The organism is Xenorhabdus sp. Sc-CR9 (assembly GCF_963897815.1).
Taxonomy (GTDB): Bacteria; Pseudomonadota; Gammaproteobacteria; order Enterobacterales; family Enterobacteriaceae; genus Xenorhabdus.
In genome coordinates this window covers 1-19,475 of sequence record NZ_CAWQTY010000205.1, presented here as the reverse complement: position 1 = coordinate 19,475, position 19,475 = coordinate 1, and the positions used below count along the sequence as shown (strand labels likewise).

The window sequence follows — 19,475 nt, the reverse complement described above, 5'->3', positions numbered from 1 at the left end:
AGCAGTAGCTACTCGGTATGACAAATTAGCAAGAAATTATGAAAGTCTCGTTGCTTTGGCATTTTCAATCATGTGGCTCCCTATGTGGGTCGATTGAAACATGTACAACAAAGGTCAACACGCTCTAAACTTTCACCATATTAAACTTCCGCCATATTAAATAACCCGCAATATCTCAATTAATTCGGCGAATATGATGACAATACATCTTGTTCGGAGAAAGAAAATCTCGATAAATAAGTTACATTCAATCGGATGGTTGCTTAAGAGGATATTCCTGTCAACGTTTCTGATAGCTGTAGCAGGTTGTTCTTCATCAGCCAAAAAATTGCCGCCTTATAAAATCATCTTCGATACGACATCTGGTGTGAATAATTCCGCCCCACTAAAAATGCACATTATTTTATTAAAATCGCGTGAAAAATTTATGTCTGCTGATTTCTTTTCATTACAGGAAAACGCTCAGGATTCATTAGGCGACAAATTAGTTAATGAAGACCAGTTTTTTATCCGTCCTGCGCAACCCACCTATTGCTTATTGAAAGAAAATCTACCGGAAGCTAACTATATAGGCATTATTGCAGAGTATCATCATGTTAGCGGTAAGAGATGGCGGATTTCATTTCCTGTTCCTATACCTGAAAAACCCGCTTTTTATGAATTCTGGCGTTCTTCCCCTGACGAACTACATGTGTGCGTTAAAGTGACTAACAACGGCTTAAGTCTCATCAAAGAATGTTACTTAAGTTGTCCAGCAGGAGCGGAAGAAAAACAATGAATAGATCAGAAAAAGTTATCTGGACAGAAGGTATGTTTTTACGTCCTCATCACTTTCAACAGACAGAAAACTATTTAGAAACCTATACTCGTAATTGGGGAATAGCACAAATACCTTACTACTGGGGTTTTTTGACGCTCGAATTAGATCAAGCACTACTCAATCAAAATAAAATAAAACTTTCCTCAGCCAGCGGTATTTTTCCTGACGGAACCCCTTTCAGTTTTAATGTAACTCATGCCCCCACTCCTTTACAGCTTGCTGAAAGTCAGACCAATATTAATGTTGTCCTGGCTCTGCCTGTTTTTCAACGAGGGAAAGAAGAAGTCATTTTCAGTGAACAAAAGGATTCTCTGGCACGTTTTGTCAGCTTCGAAGTTGAAGTCAATGACTTTAACGCTATGTCAGTCGGTAATGCCGCAATACAATTTGGCAAAATGCGTTTACGCCTGATGCTGGAATCAGATTTAACGCCAGAATGGACTGCATTGGGCATCGCACATATTGTCAATAAAACGAGTGACAATAAAATCCACCTTGACCCGTTATTTATTCCTCCCCTGCTCAACTGTCGTGCAAGTTCGCAAGTAGTCGGTTTTATGACTGACATGCAAGGTTTGCTGGAACAGCGCCGCCAGCAAATCAGTCAACGTTTGTTACAGTTGGGGCGCTATAATGATTCTGAAATCATGGATTTTCTTTTACTGTCACTTTTGAATCGCTATAGCGGCCAAGTGAGCCATATACAGAATCTGTCATTACTTCATCCTGAACGGTTATTCAGCGACTGGCTGCAATTTGCCACGGAATTGGCAACGTTTTCTTCAAATCGTATCCCCGAAGACAGCTTACCGCTTTATGACCATGACAATTTGACACGCTGTTTCAACCAGCTCATGTTCCAATTGCGTCAGGGGTTATCAATCATTCTGGAAGAACATGCGATTCAGTTGCCATTAACAGAATATTCTCATGGTCTGAACATAGCTACATTACCTGATTCGAACATGATACATATATTCAGCTTTATTCTGGCTGTCCATGCTGATGTTGCTAATGATGTTCTGATGAGCAATTTCCCAGCCCAAATGAAAATTTCCCCTGTTGACCGCATACGTGAATTAGTTCAACTGCAATTACCGGGCATTCCACTGAGAGCCATGCCATCTGTTCCCAGACAAATTCCTTGGCATTCAGGTTATATCTATTTCGAATTGGAAAAAGAGGGTGAGCTGTGGAAGCAAATGGAGAAATCTGGTGGTTTTGCATTACATCTGGCAGGTGAGTTTCCCGGTCTGAATATAGAATTCTGGGCTGTCCGCAATCAGGACAAAAAGTAAGGTAACGTAGCTGATGAGGCAAGAACAACAAAAAGCTGCACATAGTGTGCTTTCTGGTGATGTTATTTACAATCCATTGGTTTCTGCTGCAAATCAATTACTGAATACTATCCCTCAAATCCGGCATTCCGCTGCTCATTCTGATCCAACAAATTTACGACAACAACTTATCAACGAAATCCGGCATTTTGAAGTGGTATGTCAACATGAAAAGCTACCTTATGAAGTGATCATTGGGGCTCGCTACTGCTTATGCACTGCATTGGACGAAGCTGCCGCACTCACCCCCTGGGGGGTCCGCAGTGTCTGGCCCGGCAGTGGATTACTGGTGACTTTTCATAATGAAACATGGGGAGGTGAAAAATTCTTCCAACTGTTAGCTAAATTATCACAAAATCCCAAAGAGAATCTATTTCTGTTAGAACTCATTTACTTCTGTCTACAACTTGGATTTGAAGGACGCTACCGTGTTATAGATAACGGACGTTCCCAGTTGGAAACCATAAAACAACGCCTGTATCAATTAATACGTTCAATTCGGGGAAGTTACTCCGTTGAGCTGTCACCAAACGTACAAGTTATTTCAATGCCGAATAAATCTTGGCGGTTTTCCTTGCCTATATGGATCATTGCCGCATTATTAAGTTTTTTGGTGTGTGTTCTGTATATAAGCCTGAATTCGAGATTGAGTAATAGACTCAATCCTACTTTGACAAAAATTTACCAGACCAATTTACCAAATATTTATCAGGCTAACTTACCGGATCTGCCAGTCAATAATAAAGTATTTCCCCCGACACCAACACCGCCACCTCCTGTGTTAAATCTGCAAGAAATGCTAAAGAACGAAATAGAAGCTGGATTATTAAATGTAACCGATATGCCTGATAGAAATGTAATTACGTTAAAAGGTGATGGTTTATTCAAAACCAATTCCATTCAGATCAAACGTAGTTATTTAGACATCATCAGGAATATTGCAGAAGCAATGAATAATATTCAGGGAAAGATTTTAATCGTAGGGTATACCGATAATGTACCTTTTTATTCCCATCGTTCTCGTTTTTCATCTAACCATGCTTTATCGCTGGCCAGAGCCAAATCTGTACAAAGAGAGTTGCAACGTTATCTAAATCAACCAGAAAGGATCAACATAGAAGGAAAAGGTGCCAAAGATCCGATAGCACCAAATAATACCCGTCGCAATCGAGCCAAAAACAGACGAGTTGAAATCACACTGTTTGTTACTCCTTTAAATCAAACAATGTAAGGAAACGAACACATGCTGAATGCTCTCATTTCTATCTTCACCAGCCGATTGACGTGGAGTTTTCTTGGAACAACGGCTATTTCGACGCTTCTCTGGTTTTTTGGTCCCATTATTTCTGTCGGAAACATCGTACCCTTTAAGTCTATTACAATCCGAATAATGACTATTGCCTCTCTTTTTCTAGTATGGATTTTAAGCAGACTAATTCCCAGATTGTACCGATTATGGTTCAATAAAAAACTGGAAAATCAATTAAAAGTCAATCAAGATAAAAAAACGGAAACGAAACAGAATGAGAAATACATTACTTTAGCAGGGCGTTTTTCTGATGCTGCAAAATTATTGAAGAAAGCTTATTTTTCCGGCTTGTATGATAAGAATAAACCCCATTGGACAAACCTTTTCAGTCGCCAGTATATATATCAATTACCTTGGTATCTTGTTATCGGTTTCCCGGATTCAGGTAAAACAACTGTTCTGGCAAATTCTGGCTTACATTTTTCATTGACGGATTATCTTGGAAAATCAACTCAGTACAATATACACGGGATGGATGACTTTAATTGGTGGTTTACCAATAATGCCGTTTTTCTCGATACCGCAGGACGGTATACCAATCAGACTCATTCACATAATCAAGATGCCAATGAGTGGAAAAATTTTATCCTGCTGTTGAAAAAATACCGTGCTCGTCAACCAATCAATGGAATAATAGTAACAATCAGTGTAGAAGATTTACTCAATCCATCAACCGAAGCACGAAATAAACAAGCATATGTACTCAGTAAGCGACTGTCAGAGTTGAATGAAAAATTTAAGATACAGATTCCTATTTATATTTTCATCACCAAAAGCGATTTACTAAAAGGATTTTCCGCTTATTTCACCCACTTTGACAAAGCATCACGAGAACAAATTTGGGGATTTAATTTCCCGTGGAAAAATAAGCAGGGATGTGATTTGAATAAAGTTTTTGAACAACAATATAATGAATTGCAATTGCGGTTAGATGCTGAATTGCCCTATGTACTCTTAAACGGACATAATTTACGGCAATGTACTGAAAGTTATTTGTTTCCACAAGAAGTAGCCTCCTTACGGCCACTCATTGCGCAATATCTTGAAATAATATTCGCAAAATCAGGATTTGAAATACCCTGTTATCCGCGGGGGTTGTATTTCACTAGTGGAACACAAGAAGGAACTCCCCTTGACAATGTTATGGCGCAGTTTAACCAGAAACTTAAATTACCCATAGATAATGACAGCAACTTAATGTCATGGGGAAATGATAACGGAATTATACATCCCCTCCCTGCCCGCCAAACTTATTTCCTGAAAAGTTTATTGGAAAATATCTTTCAGGAAGCCGGAATCGCTGGTTATAACCGTTGGTGGATATACCGGAAACGCCTGTTGGATGGAATAGGATATATTATCCTGATAGCGATATTGGCATTTATAAGCAAATTATTTTTAACCAGCTACCACAACAACAATAATTATTTGATGGAAATACAATCAAAAATTCCGGTCATTTTAAATCAAGGCAGTGAATTAAAGAAAAACCCCGATAATATTTACGCTCTGCTTCCGCTTTTGGACAGCTTGGCACATTTAGATAAAAGCCAGAACTTTTCTTTAGATGACCCTCCATTATCCTATCGTATGGGGTTATACAGCGGTGAACAAGTCAGTGAAGCCAGCCTCTCTCTGTACAATAATGCATTACAAACTTTGTTGCTGCCACAAGTAGCAAAACTAATCACTAACCAACTGCATAATGAAGACGGCGATGATATAGAGAGAACCTACAATACGCTAAAAGCATATCAAATGTTGTATCAGACTAAATATTATAATGGCAAGTTTCTCCGTAACTGGGTAATGCAGTATCTGGAAACCCATTTAGATGTAGATGTCACTCAAAAACAGTTAAAACAAATTAATGAGCATCTCAGTCAATTATTGGATAATCAGGTTGTTACATCACCATTTATGTTTGATAATAATCTGGTCAAGCAAAAACAGGCGCTAATCAGCAAAATTCCACCAGCCCAACGTGCCTACAATTATTTAAAGAGTAAATTGCTGGATGACCCAGATTTAGCTCCAGTTAATCTGGATACACTTGCCGGTCCTCAAGCCAGGTTGGTTTTCTCAAGCGGCAATGGAACATCATCCACCGACTATATACCGGGAATGTTTACTCCTGTAGGTTATCAAAAAGGCGTGGATAAAGATCTTGATTTTTTTCTTAAGACTTTGCACTCGCAAGACAATTGGGTACTTGGTACTTATGCAAGGACACTGGCAATAAAAGAAATTAAGTCCTTTGTTAAACAGCTTTATATCAATGATTACATATTCCATTGGGATCAATTTCTGGCTGATATCCGTTTGAGCAATATCAATAGTCTGGAGCAACGAACTAATACCGCCCGATTACTGTCCTCTTCTGATTCACCACTGCGTAATCTCGTTATTAATATCAATAAAAATGTCGAGCTAAATAAGACCCTGCTCAATAAAGATAATATTGCGGCTAAGCAGCTGAATAAAATAGTAAAGAGACAATCGGATAAACTCACTCAATTAGCCTCTAAACAACCATTGGCATCTAAATCACAACTCGTTCCCAAACAAATATTGCCAGATAACCAGCAAGACACGCCAGAACAGGAACTAGAAAATCATTTTGCACAAATTACTGCTTTGGTAAAAACTCCAGATGCGAAAAATAATCAGAAAATACCTTTTGATGATACGTTGAAAAATATCAGTGAGTTATATCAATATCTTACTTCTGTGCAAAGTGCCATCAAAACCGATATGCCTTTTCCGCCCAATGATATTATCACTCAGCTACAAGCGGCATCTGAACGCCTGCCGGTACCGTTTAGAAGCATGGTTTATTCACTGGCTGTTGGTGCCAGTAACGATACCCAGCTCAACGAAATGAAAAATGTTGCCAGACACCTCGGTGCAGAAGTCGGCACTTTTTGCAACCAGGCAATTGCTAACCGATATCCGTTAACACCTAACACATCCTATGATATCAGACCTGATGACATGGCCAGAATGTTCGCCCCAGAAACAGGTTTAATGGACAGTTTTTTCCAGAAAAATTTAATGGGGAAAGTAGATACGACTCTGCAAAGATGGCGTTTCATGCCAGGCGTCAATGGCAAGCCACTGCCCGGAGGAGAAGCATTGCTCAGGCCTTTCCAGCAAGCCCAGATTATCCGTAATGCATTATTTACCAGCGGAACCCCGACACCATTATTCAAAGTCATGGTTCGCCCGGTCAGTATGGATAACAATATATTAAGCATGATACTGGATATAGATGGGCAGAAATTAGAATACAGCCACGGGCCACAATTTTCGCAGCTCATCAGTTGGCCTGGCCCGGCTAAAAAGAATCGCATTCACATCCAGTTGAATTTGAGCAATGGTACAACCGCAAATTTCTCAATTTCAGGTTTCTGGGCACTGAATCGACTGCTGGATCTTGCAAAACAGCCCCACAATAGCAACAGAGATGAACCCTCTTATACTGATGACATGAGCTTGCGGGCAATATTCAATATCAAAGGCTACACTTTCTCTCTGGACTTTATACCTAACAGTGTGTTCAACCCATTTAAACTCCCGGTTTTTTCGTGTCCGCGTTCGCAGAACTTGGCCGCATAATCACTAACTTCAATATAAACTGAAAATATCATGAATATTGATGAATTACTTACCCCAATCAGTGCAGAATCTGTCTGTGGAGAAAATCTGGAATACGATGATGAATTTCTGACATTGGAGCAAATATTAATTGAAAAGCCAGAACAACAGTTTGGTGATGTCATCATCCCAGCCGAACCCCCGAATTGGAGGGAAATAGAAAAGCGGGCTATTCACTTACTCTCCCGCACTAAAAATCTGAATATCATCATAGCGCTTATGCAATCCTGGCTAAACCTACATGGATTATGTGGTTATGCTGATGGATTGAACTTACTCCGCCAGACTCTGGAAAATTATTGGGCAGATGTGTGGCCAAAACTGGAATTTGATGGTGAATACGATTATGTACAACGTTTAAACACGCTGGCAGCTATTGAAGATGGCTCACCTTGTACAATAAAGGTTCAGAATTCTATCCTGTTAAGAAGTGGTTCGGACGAAGTGACATTTCAAGAAGCCTACTCACTCCTTAGTGGTACGGTAACAGAAATGAGTAGTTATACCGGTGGGCGAACCCGATTAATCAATGAATTAACACAAAAGCCAGATCATCCTGAAATTCTGGCAGTAATAACTATTCGTGATCATCTTACTGCCCTGATTGAGATCATACGTCATCATTTACCCGACGGTAATATGCCAGAACTGCCGCAATTTCTGAAACAGTTGGATACCATTATTAAATATTGTTCAGTACCTGACTCAAAAACAGGGTATGCAGACAACGCAAAACGCCTTGATCCGGCATCGCTGACCACACAGGACACTTCAATGGAACAGGCAATGGCAACCTTGGAAAGAAAGCCATCGTCCTATTGGCAAGCGATTGAAGCCAGTAATCGGGATGAAGCACGCATGTTATTGGAAAAGGCCAGGATCTATTTTCTCACATACGAACCAAGTCATCCTGCTCCGATAATGATTGAACGCATTCAACGACTGATTGATTGTGATTTTATGAAAATCATTCACGATCTTGCACCAGAAGGATTGAGACAACTGGAAATCATTTTTGGTCGTTCAGACAATCCCAACCTATTTTCTAATCCAAATTATGACATGGATACTGATTATGATATGGATTAATTATTTCTTATTTTTATCTATTTGATTCTTTACCCGTATATTTCCTTATATTTGTTCGGATAATCCTAACCTAAAAGATAAAGGAGATATTAATTTACCTGTAGATTTTTGAGTGCCCAAACTTAAAAAACGAAAGGTATATAACCAATAATGGAGAACTTGCCATGAAATCCAGCGGACAAAAATTTATATCCCGTAACAGAGCCCCCCGCGTACAAATTGAATACGATGTTGAACTTTACGGCTCAGAAAAGTCTGTTCAATTGCCTTTTATCATGGGTGTTATCGCTGATTTGGCAGGAAAACCTATAGAAGCCTTGCCAGATGTCAGTGAACGTAAGTTTTTGGAAATTGATATTGATAACTTTAATGAACGCATGAGTTCAATTAACCCCCGTGCCGCCTTTCAGGTTGAAAATACTCTGACAGGTGAAGGTAAATTGAATATCGATTTATCATTTAAAAGTATGGATGATTTTCAACCCGATGCTATAGCCAAAAAGGTAGAACCTCTGGCTAAGCTACTAGAAGCCCGTATACAACTGGCAAATTTATTGTCTTATATGGACGGAAAAAACGGGGCAGAGAAACTGATTTCCGAGATATTGCAAAACCCCGCCCTGCTGCAATCATTGGCAGAAGCTCCGAATCCTGAAAATAGCGCCTCAGAAGATAGTACTGAAGATAGCACCGAAGAATAAGGAGTCATTGATGAGTACACCTGAACAAGACGTTTTTCTTCAACAAGAGCAGGTATCTAAAGAATATACCCCTGATGAACTCAGCACATTGTTGAATAAGGAGTTTCGTCCTCAAAGTGATCATACACGCCATGCTGTTGAAAATGCGGTGAAAACGCTGGCACAACAGGCATTGGAAAATACCCTCACTATCTCCGCCGATACCTATCGCACCATCCAGTCACTAATTGCTGAAATTGATACCAAAATATCCCAACAGATGAATCATATCTTGCACAATAAAGAATTCCAGACTCTGGAAGGAGCCTGGCGTGGTTTGCATCATCTGATCAGCAATACAGAAACCGATGAAATGCTGAAAATCCGTGTGATGTGTCTTTCCAAAAGGGAATTGAGCAACACACTAAAACGTTTCAAAGGAATCAGTTGGGATCAAAGCCCGCTTTTCAAAAAAATCTATGAAGCTGAGTATGGCCAGTTTGGTGGAGAACCATTCGGTTGTCTGGTGGGTGATTATTATTTCGACCATACCGCACCGGATGTTGAACTCTTACGTCAAATGGCACAAATCAGCGCAGCAGCACATTGCCCGTTTATTGCTGGTACTTCGCCAAGTGTCATGCAAATGGAATCCTGGCAGGAATTAGCCAATCCCCGGGATCTCACAAAAATTTTCCAAAATACTGAATACGCCCCCTGGCGCAGTTTACGCGAATCAGAGGACGTGCGTTATATCGGGTTAACACTTCCGCGTTTCCTTTCTCGTTTACCTTATGGCGCGCTTACGAATCCCGTTGATAATTTTAATTTCGAGGAGGATACCGAAGGCCCGACTCACGACAACTACACTTGGTCGAATTCCGCCTATGCCATGGCGGTCAATGTTAACCGTTCATTTAAACTCTATGGCTGGAGTACTTCGATTCGCGGTGTAGAATCCGGGGGTATTGTAGAAAACCTGCCTTGTTATACATTTCCCTCCGATGATGGCGGAGTGGATATGAAGTGCCCGACTGAAATTGCGATTAGCGACCGCCGTGAGGCAGAATTGGCAAAAAATGGCTTCATTCCGTTATTGCATCGCAAAAACACCGATATGGCAGCCTTTATCGGTGCTCAATCCCTTCAAAAACCAACGGAATATTACGATCCGGATGCTACTGCCAATGCCAACCTTGCAGCGCGTCTGCCTTACTTATTTGCCTGTTGCCGTTTCGCACACTATCTGAAATGTATTGTGCGCGACAAAATAGGGACTTTCCAGGAACGTGCTGATATGGAACGTTGGCTTAATGATTGGATTATGAATTATGTTGATGGTGATCCCGTCAACTCATCACTGTCAACTAAGGCAAGAAAACCGCTGGCAGCAGCAGAGGTTAAGGTAGAAGAAACAGAGAGCAACCCGGGATATTATCAAGCTAAATTCTTCCTGCGCCCTCATTATCAGCTGGAAGGTTTAACTGTTTCTTTACGTCTGGTTTCGAAACTCCCCTCACTAAAAGGAGCTTAACTCAATATTAAACAATTAAACACTATTCTTCTCACCACTCTTATCAATTCATTAATCTCTAGATAGCAATACATCTCTATTTCCTCTACACAAAATTCCAATATCTACTTATTGGGTTCAATCAAATTACTTAATTCTATTAAGGTGGAAGGTTATGTCTTCAGGTATTGATGCATATATTAATTTTACTAATATAAAAGGCGAGACAGGTGACAAAACGTTTAAAGATTGGACAGCTGTCAGATCATTTTCAATTGAACTGAATAATCGTGTTAATTTCAATAGTCAAACTCCCGGATTAGGCGCTGGTATAGTCGAGGTTTCTGGTCTGAGCCTGGAACTTTCGTTCGATAAAGCAGCTATTACGCTACGCCAATATATCGTTCAGGGAACACATATTAATACCATTACACTCAATGTACGCCGACAAGGAGGCTCACAAGAGAATTGGTATTCATTAGTGTTGACAAATGCCCTGGTTGCACAGTCCCAGCTGACATATGGAGGTGGTCTTTTCTATTCGGCTATCGTCTTAGCCTTCCAGAAACATAAAGAAAGCTACTTCCCTCAAGACTATAAGTCAGGTGGTAAAGGCGCTGAAGTCAGCTATGAATGGGATGGTTACACCCACGATAAATAACATAACTTCTTATTCAATAACCTCTCTGAAATTCAGAGAGGTTATTCCGTCAACAATAGGTATCCGTAATGATGCGATTCTCCATTGTTAAAAACTCTGGCACAAACCAGCCATCGCAACTGAGTTATGATTTTTCCCCTCCTGGTGGCACTATCGGTCGAAGTACGGACAATAATTGGGTGCTACCCGATGAAGAATTAGCTATTGCTCGGCTACAAATCGTTGTGTCTATCTCTTCTGATGGAGGATGTCAGATTAACAATCAAGGTTATGCATCTGAGGTTTTGCTGAATATGATACCGCTGGCACCTGAACGTCAGGTTGAAATCCGTGATGGTGATATGCTGAATATTAGCAACTATCAGATTAAAATAACTGATATAGAAAAAAATCCACTCCCCCAGTCTAACGACAAAAAATCGGAAATTCCCAATGGGATTTGGGATGATCTTGAACAGATTTTCGCAGTTCCCAATACCCTCTCTCCTCAAGAAAGACATCATTCATCCCAGAAATTAAACGACAATAACCCTCTGGTGAAAGAGCAACAAAATAAAGAACGAAATCCCATTGATCCATTGGCACAAATTAAGCCAGAAACTGATCTTGAGACCCTGCAATTACGGTCAACAGATCCCATGACCATGTTCAATTCAGATACCACTTTCCAGCAAGAGAATATCTTGCATGATCATACCCCCACAACATTACTACAATGCGATAAAAAACATGAAAATCAAGATGATGATAAAAAGGAAATTGACCCGCTAGTCTTGTTTTCTGAAAAGCATACACAATATGTCAAGGATGATGATCCCTTAAACCAAATGCTGGATAATGCTGTACCACCAACGCCTCTGAATGACCCAACTGTTTCTGAACTTCTGTTTACACCTGAACCACAGTCTACACCAGCTTCACAATCCACACTGACTGAACCCGTGTCTATTGAATCTGTAACCAGCAGGACACCGGGGTCGAAAACTAACCGCTATCATAAACCCTATAACTATCAAGCTACCGGAACCCAATCAGAGGAAAAATTACTGGCAGCCTTACTGGATGGTATGGGGCTAACAGATCTCCAGAGACTGCAATTTGATGAACAGCTCATGTATCAGTTAGGTCGATTCGCCAGCCAGTTGTCCCAAGGCGTCATCACCCTCAATACTTCACGTAATCAGTTCAAACGCAAATCAGATTCAGACATGAATGAGGCTTTGTCAGATGTGTATAATCCATTTAAGATTCTGCCTTCTGGTCAGTCTGTTCTGGCACTGATATTTGGTGGTTATGTGCCGGGATTTATGTCACCTGAGGACGCTACTCAGGATATTTTGACTGAATTGCAGGCACACCAATTGGGCATGATTGCGGGAATACATGCTATTGCGGCAGATCTATTACACTCATTTAATCCTGTTATTCTTGAACAAACAGCGGGGGGTAAAAGTTATTTACCACGTTTGTCATTATCGTCAGCATACAAAGCATCAATGTGGGATTATTTCACTAAATATTACCAAAACATGGCCGGACAAATTGAAAAAAAATCGGCATTGTTTGGCGAAAGTTTCCTGCAAGCCTATGAAGCAGAAATCAGCCGATATAAAAACACCCAGAATTCGCCCCAAAAATAACATTTATACCAATGGATTTCGAGATGCAGCGTGTCGGACAAAGGAGTAATTCCCCGGAAACATAGCTAACCGTATGTTATTAACACAGTGGCTGGGGTGAATGAATACTGCCAGCAAGCGGCAACTTGAAAGACGACAGGGACATTCCTAATAACCTTTTCATTACATTTTCCATCGTCATAATGATTAATAGGTGCTCCATGAATGACAATATCTCTTTGCTGCATGGCGGTTATCGTAGCCGAAGTAACACGACTCGTATCACTACCAAAGATAAAATGCAGCCTTCTTTATTGGATAAACTCACCGATAATGAACCAGGCAAAAAACAAGAGAGCATCAACAACTACCTATTGTCACACAGTGCATTGCGTAAAAATGTCCTGAGAGATTTACAGTGGTTGCTCAATAGTATTAATAGTGAATCAGAGCAAGACCTCACTCCATTTCCTGAAATTTACAGATCCGTTTATAACTTTGGCCTGATTCCTTTGGCGGGAAGATGTACCTCAGAAATAGAGTGGGAAGATATACAGCATAGAATCATGACCACTATCCACATATTCGAACCACGCATCATTCCTGATGGACTCGAAGTGAACTGCATGACTGATAAAAATGCGCTGATTTTATACAACACCTTACCCATAGAGATAAAAGGTTTTTTGTGGTGCGTCCCTTGGCCACTTGAATTTCTATTCTATAGCGATATCGATCTGGAAAACGGTTATTTCACACTAAAAGAAGCCAGTTAATGTCAAGGTAAAAAGCTGGCATTAAGGGGGGAGCATGGACAGTAAACTGCTTGAATATTATAACCGCGAATTGGTATACCTACGTGAAATGGGTAAAGAGTTTGCCGAACGTTACCCTAAAGTTGCCAATCGTCTGGGTATGCATGGTATCGATGTTGCAGATCCCTATGTTGAACGACTGATGGAAGGGTTCGCTTTTCTGACATCCCGCATTCAATTGAAAATGGATGCTGAGTTCCCACGTTTTTCTGAGCAATTGCTGGAGATGCTATATCCTAATTATCTGTCTCCGACACCTTCAATGGCAATTGTCGAACTCCAGCCTGACACCAGCAAGGGAGACATCAGTCACGGATTTTTAGTACCACGCGGAATGCTCATGCACTGCCAAACCTTAAAAAAGGATGGCATTACTTTTCAATATGCTACAACACAGAATGTTGTCTTACAGCCCTTGCATCTGAAAAATGTTGAGCTTGGCAAAATCCCCGCCAATCTTCCACTGGTAGCATTAAACCTTAACCAACATGGTGCCGTCAGTGCATTACGCATACATTTTAGCTGCAAGGAGAAATTTTTCCTCAATGAGTTAAATCTCAGCAAATTAGTGTTTTTTCTTTCAGGGCCAGATATTCAGTCTCAACAATTACTGGAACTGATTATGGAGCACTCTGTTGGCATTGTGTGCCGGACTCTCGGTAATCAGCCCCAATATCAAGTCTTACCTGATATTTCCCCACATCATGAAGGATTTGATGATGATCAATCGTTGTTCCCTAACGATCCGCGTAATTTCAGTGGGTATCGACAACTTCAGGAATATTTTGCATTTCCAGCACGTTTTCAATTCTTCAGTATCAGTGGCATGGACTCTTTACTGAAACAAACAACAGAAAAGAGTGAGTTTGAGCTGATCTTACTTTTAAATAAAGCTGATCACGATCTGGAAAGTCTGGTGGATATTTCTTACCTGACTCTAAACTGTACACCTGTAATTAATTTATTTCCCAAAGTCACTGAACGTATCACCGTAAAAGAAAGCAGCAATGAATATCATTTAGTTGTCGATAACTCACGCCCCCTGGATTACGAAATTTTTTCGGTACAACGCCTGCACGGTACTGATATCAAAAACAAAGAGACGCAAATATTCAGGCCCTTCTGGTCTACTTTCAGCAATGACAAGGGCAATTATGGTGCTTATTTTTCTTTGCACCGTGATCTCCGCGTCTTATCTGAAAATGCCCATCATTATGGAACGCGATCCAGCTATATCGGCACAGAAGCGTTTGTCTCCATCGTTGATGAACAACACTCTCCGTGGCCTAATCAACTAAAATTCCTGACTGCTGATGTTATGTGCACTAACCGTGATTTATCTACAATGCTGCGTCAGCAAGACCTCGACAATTTTGCCATGCTGGATTCTATCCCCATCGACAAAATTGTATTTCTCAAAAGACCTACTATCCCGCATCCTGCTTTGGCACAAGGTTCCACCCCTTGGAAATTAATCAGTCAACTTCAACTTAATTATTTGAATTTTATGGATAAAGATGATGAACAGGGAACTCAGTCATTACGGCAATTACTGAGCCTGTACGCTAATCTGGCAGAACCTGCCATCGTCCGCCAGATTAATGGCATTCGCCACTGTTCATTAAAAACGGTCTACCGACGGGTTCCTGAACCCGGGCCGATAATGTTTGCCCGTGGAGTCAACATCAGGCTTGAAGTGAATGAACAGGAATTTGCAGGAACCACTCCTTGGCTGCTGGGCAGTGTACTGGATAAACTATTCTCGCATCTGGTCACCATGAATTCATTTACCGAAATGACTCTGTACAGCCAACAACGCGGGGATATCGGTTTTTGGCCTGCCCGTATGGGTAACAAAAAATTGATATAAAAGTGAATATGAATCAAACAAACCCGATTTCCATTCATCGTATATGCCGCCTGCCAGAAGATTTTTGGCAGAAACTCATGCAGGCACCGTGGCAATTCGATTTATTTCAGACATTACGCCGTATAGATGCTCAAGCCGGAGAATATTACATGCTCGGTTCCGCCCCGTTACCGAAATATGACCTCCTGCGGTTAGGGCAAAAACCCTCCATGATTTTCGCGCCATCGACTATTTCTGAAGTCAGGCAGAGAGAAAATTCAAAACTGTATGACATCCTGATTTACAGTTTTGGATTGTTCGGTCCCAATGGTCCCATGCCATTACATATCACAGAATACGCCTATGCGCGGCAGTATAATTATCAAGATCCTACTCTGAGCATATTTATCAATTTATTTCACCATAGACTGATATTACTGTTCTATAGAGCCTGGGCTAATGCCCAACCAACCGTTTCACTTGATCGGCAGGATAATCAACGTTTTTGCCATTATCTGGCCTGTCTGGTGGGGATGGGATTACCCGCCCAAAAGAGTCCCGACACAATTAGTGACCATGCCCGCTATTCGTTATCTGGTCATCTATCCCGCCAAGGACACAGTGCGGAAGGACTGGAAAAAATACTGTTCAGTTACTTCGGCATTCCATTAAAAATTAATCAAAATATTCCTCAATGGCTGCAAATCGAAACACAGGATCAAGCTCAATTAAAAGCAGGACGCAATATACCTCGCTTGGGGCACTCCGCCTTTTTAGGAATTGCACTATATGATGTTCAACATAAATTTCGCATTGAATTAGGCCCATTAAGAATGGCTGAATATGAAACATTCCTTCCCGGAGAACCTAAATCACAACAATTGAGTGACTGGATTCATCAATATCTGGGGATCGAATATGCCTGGGATATTCAATTGATACTCCATCAGTCAGATATAAAAGGAATTCATCTATCAGAACCGATAAAGTTGGGTCTGAACAGTTGGCTTGGCAAAATTGAACACCCTACCCACCGTGGCGATTTACTCTATACCCAATAAGTTCTGCATACCCAGTCAGTTTTAATTTACTGTTTATACCCAACGTCTTCACAAGCGCCATTCCTGCCAATTTAGTGGCTTACGATGTAATTACTATACACAATGGATTTCAAGTTGCATCGCGACGGCAAGAGAGCAAATCCCCGGGAGCATAGATAACTATGTGACCGGGGTGAGCGAGCGCCGCCAACAAAGAGGCAGTTTGAAAAACGAAGTGTATAAAAGGTAATTACAGCATCACGAATAACGATAGCACTACGGATGATACTCTATGTCAGAAATCAATCGTTCTGTACTCTTTAGTAAACTCAATCGCGTTCTGTTCACTTCTTTGGAGAGTGCTACCAGCTTTTGTAAATTACGTGGTAATCCTTATGTCGAATTAGTTCACTGGTTACATCAACTTATGCAGCAACAAAACAGTGACTTACAGCAAATCATCCATCATTTTGCGTTAGATGAACCCACACTGACTAAAGACATTGTTGCGGCGCTAGATCGCTTACCACGTGGAGCCAGCGCTATTTCTGATCTTTCAGAGCATATTGATAATTCGGTAGAACGCGCCTGGACATACTGCTCACTAAAATTTGGTGTTGATAAAATTCGCAGTGCATATTTGTTAATCGGTATATTAAAAACATTTAATTTACGCAATGTACTAAAAACCATTTCAACCCAATTTGACCGTATTAATGCAGATACCTTACTCGACAACTTCAATGAAATTTGCAGTCACAGCGATGAGGCCCAAGAAAGTACCCTGCTCTCAGAAAACAGTACCCAGCCCGCAGCCCAACAGACAGCGACACATTCCGCATTACAACTATATGGACAAGAATTGACAGCCCGTGCGCGCAACGGTGAAATTGATCCTGTATCAGGACGTGATGAAGAAATCCGCCAGATTGTTGATATCCTGATGCGCCGCCGTCAAAACAACCCGCTACTCACTGGCGAGGCTGGCGTTGGAAAAACCGCAGTTATTGAAGGACTGGCGTTAAAAATTATTGCAGGAGAGGTTCCCCCGCCTTTGCGCAATGTCCAGCTCTGGTTATTGGACATAGGGATGTTACAGGCCGGCGCTGGCGTCAAAGGAGAATTTGAATCTCGTTTACGTAAAGTGATTGATGAAGTGCAATCCAGTCCTATCCCGATAATTCTATTTATTGATGAAATTCACACCTTGATTGGCGCAGGCGGACAACAAGGAACCGGAGATGCTGCGAATTTGTTGAAACCCGCTCTGGCACGTGGTCTATTGCGCACTCTGGGCGCCACTACCTGGTCTGAATACAAAAAATATATCGAGAAAGATCCTGCCCTGACCCGCCGTTTTCAAGTTGTCCAAGTTCATGAACCCGATGAAACCAAAGCATTGTTGATGCTACGCAGTCTGGTCAATGTGCTGGAACAGCATCACCATGTGCTCTTGCTGGATGAAGCCGTCGAAGCTGCCGTACGGCTTTCACATCGCTATATCCCGGCTCGTCAATTGCCGGACAAGGCAATAGCGCTGCTTGATACCGCCTGTGCCAGAGTTGCAGTCAGCCAACATGCAGAGCCACCGCAACTGGAAAATTGTCGCCACCAGATAGATGCTTTGAAGATTGAACTGGAAATCACCAAACGGGAATCCAAGCTGGGCGTCAGTGATACAAAACGTTCAGAAATTATTCTGGATGAACTATCAACGCTGGAAGAACAAAAAACCCGGTTACAAGAGCGTTGGGAACAGGAACTTTCCTTGATCGATAATATTATTTCCTTGAGAACTCAATTAAATAAGGAACAGCATGACAATGCCGAAAAAAAGTACATCGAGCTGTCAGAATTACAAGGACAATTAAAAGTATTGCAGGGAGAAGAACCCCTTATTTTTGCTGCCGTAGACAACAATGTTGTTTCTTCGGTAGTTTCAGACTGGACAGGCATTCCTCTCAACCGCATGGTAAAAGACGAAATTGACGCAGTATTGCAATTGTCTGGCACACTCAGCCAACGTGTCATCGGTCAGTATCATGGATTAGAATTAATCGCAAAACGGGTACGAACCTCACGTGCAAAACTGGATGATCCCAATAAACCGGTTGGTGTTTTCATGCTATGCGGCCCATCCGGGGTCGGTAAAACTGAAACAGCGCTTGCCCTCGCTGAGATTCTGTATGGTGGAGAACAAAACCTGATCACCATCAATATGAGTGAATTTCAGGAAGCACATACCGTATCCACCCTGAAAGGCGCTCCTCCCGGCTATGTTGGTTACGGTGAAGGCGGTGTATTGACCGAAGCTGTCCGACGCCGGCCTTACAGTGTCGTTCTGTTGGATGAAATAGAAAAAGCCCATCCTGATGTCCATGAGATTTTCTTTCAGGTCTTCGATAAGGGCTGGATGGAAGATGGAGAAGGTCGTCACATTGATTTCCGGAATACGATTATTATCCTGACATCCAATGTAGGTGCTGATCTGGTCAGTTCACTCTGCACTCAGGAAGAGGCCATGCCAGAACCAGAAAAACTCAGCACTGCATTGCGCAGGCCATTATTGAACATATTTCCTGCGGCTCTGTTGGGGCGTTTACTGGTTATTCCTTACTATCCATTAAGTCACGAAGTGATGACAAAAATTGTCTACCTGCAATTGGAAAGGATTCAAAAACGTTTGTCAGAAAATCATGGCATCACAGCAACATTTGATGATGCCATGGTAGAACACATCGTCAACCGCTGCACCGAAATTGAATCGGGCGGGCGCATGGTTGATGCTATCCTGACAAATACCCTACTGCCACAAATCAGCCAGCAACTGCTTTTTGCCTCCGCCCGTGATAAACAATATCGCCAATTGAAAGTATTTCTTGACCAAGGTGAATTTCAATTTGAGTTTATGGATTAGATTTGTGCATTTCCAGAATATTTAAGAAATGTCTAGATAGCATCGTCATGAAATACTCAACCAAAGAGCAAGGCAGCGGATTTGGACTGCGGCAAGAAACGATGCACTGTTTTTGGCGTAACGGGTCGCTATACCACGCCAGCGCTTCAAATGGAGAAAAGCGTTTTCA

At 41.4% G+C, this 19,475-nt stretch carries 13 protein-coding genes and 2 pseudogenes; 14 read left to right on the top strand and 1 reads right to left on the bottom strand.

Annotated features, from left to right (window positions below):
- The 14 genes and pseudogenes from AACQ81_RS15855 to tssH form a co-directional block, all read left to right on the top strand.
- A pseudogene (locus AACQ81_RS15855) lies at positions 1-97 on the top strand (IS5/IS1182 family transposase); the annotation flags it as partial.
- 96 nt (positions 98-193) lie between these two features.
- Positions 194-778 (top strand): type VI secretion system lipoprotein TssJ, encoded by a 585-nt coding sequence (gene tssJ, locus AACQ81_RS15850; protein ID WP_237387901.1) that lies wholly within the window; start codon positions 194-196, stop codon positions 776-778.
- Positions 775-2,118, top strand: coding sequence for a type VI secretion system baseplate subunit TssK (gene tssK, locus AACQ81_RS15845; protein WP_237387900.1), 1,344 nt, complete (start codon positions 775-777; stop codon positions 2,116-2,118). The genes tssJ and tssK overlap by 4 nt, the downstream gene beginning before the upstream one ends.
- A 13-nt stretch (positions 2,119-2,131) precedes the next feature.
- On the top strand, positions 2,132-3,388 hold the full coding sequence (locus AACQ81_RS15840) for a DotU family type VI secretion system protein (RefSeq protein ID WP_237387899.1): 1,257 nt from the start codon (positions 2,132-2,134) through the stop codon (positions 3,386-3,388).
- Positions 3,389-3,400: 12 nt separating this feature from the next.
- Positions 3,401-7,084 (top strand): type VI secretion system membrane subunit TssM, encoded by a 3,684-nt coding sequence (tssM, locus tag AACQ81_RS15835; protein WP_237387898.1) that lies wholly within the window; start codon positions 3,401-3,403, stop codon positions 7,082-7,084.
- Positions 7,085-7,114: 30 nt separating this feature from the next.
- A complete protein-coding gene (gene tssA / locus AACQ81_RS15830; RefSeq protein ID WP_237387897.1) occupies positions 7,115-8,212 on the top strand; it encodes a type VI secretion system protein TssA in 1,098 nt (365 codons plus the stop codon).
- A 164-nt stretch (positions 8,213-8,376) separates the two neighbouring features.
- Entirely contained in the window at positions 8,377-8,913 is a 537-nt protein-coding gene (gene tssB / locus AACQ81_RS15825; RefSeq protein ID WP_237387896.1) for a type VI secretion system contractile sheath small subunit, read from the top strand.
- 10 nt (positions 8,914-8,923) lie between these two features.
- Complete coding sequence (gene tssC, locus AACQ81_RS15820; protein WP_237387895.1) at positions 8,924-10,426, top strand: type VI secretion system contractile sheath large subunit; 1,503 nt, start codon at positions 8,924-8,926, stop codon at positions 10,424-10,426.
- Between the two features lie 154 nt (positions 10,427-10,580).
- Positions 10,581-11,066 (top strand): Hcp family type VI secretion system effector, encoded by a 486-nt coding sequence (locus AACQ81_RS15815; protein ID WP_237387894.1) that lies wholly within the window; start codon positions 10,581-10,583, stop codon positions 11,064-11,066.
- 68 nt (positions 11,067-11,134) lie between these two features.
- Entirely contained in the window at positions 11,135-12,706 is a 1,572-nt protein-coding gene (gene tagH / locus AACQ81_RS15810) for a type VI secretion system-associated FHA domain protein TagH (protein ID WP_237387893.1), read from the top strand.
- Between the two features lie 200 nt (positions 12,707-12,906).
- Complete coding sequence (locus AACQ81_RS15805; protein WP_237387892.1) at positions 12,907-13,461, top strand: type VI secretion system baseplate subunit TssE; 555 nt, start codon at positions 12,907-12,909, stop codon at positions 13,459-13,461.
- 34 nt (positions 13,462-13,495) lie between these two features.
- Entirely contained in the window at positions 13,496-15,370 is a 1,875-nt protein-coding gene (tssF, locus tag AACQ81_RS15800) for a type VI secretion system baseplate subunit TssF (protein WP_237387891.1), read from the top strand.
- A gap of 8 nt (positions 15,371-15,378) precedes the next feature.
- Positions 15,379-16,410, top strand: a complete 1,032-nt coding sequence (tssG, locus tag AACQ81_RS15795; protein ID WP_237387890.1) for a type VI secretion system baseplate subunit TssG — start codon at positions 15,379-15,381, stop codon at positions 16,408-16,410.
- Positions 16,411-16,681: 271 nt separating this feature from the next.
- Positions 16,682-19,306 (top strand): type VI secretion system ATPase TssH, encoded by a 2,625-nt coding sequence (tssH, locus tag AACQ81_RS15790; RefSeq protein ID WP_237387889.1) that lies wholly within the window; start codon positions 16,682-16,684, stop codon positions 19,304-19,306.
- A gap of 45 nt (positions 19,307-19,351) precedes the next feature.
- Here tssH and AACQ81_RS15785 read toward each other — a convergent pair.
- A pseudogene (locus AACQ81_RS15785) lies at positions 19,352-19,475 on the bottom strand (IS5/IS1182 family transposase); the annotation flags it as partial.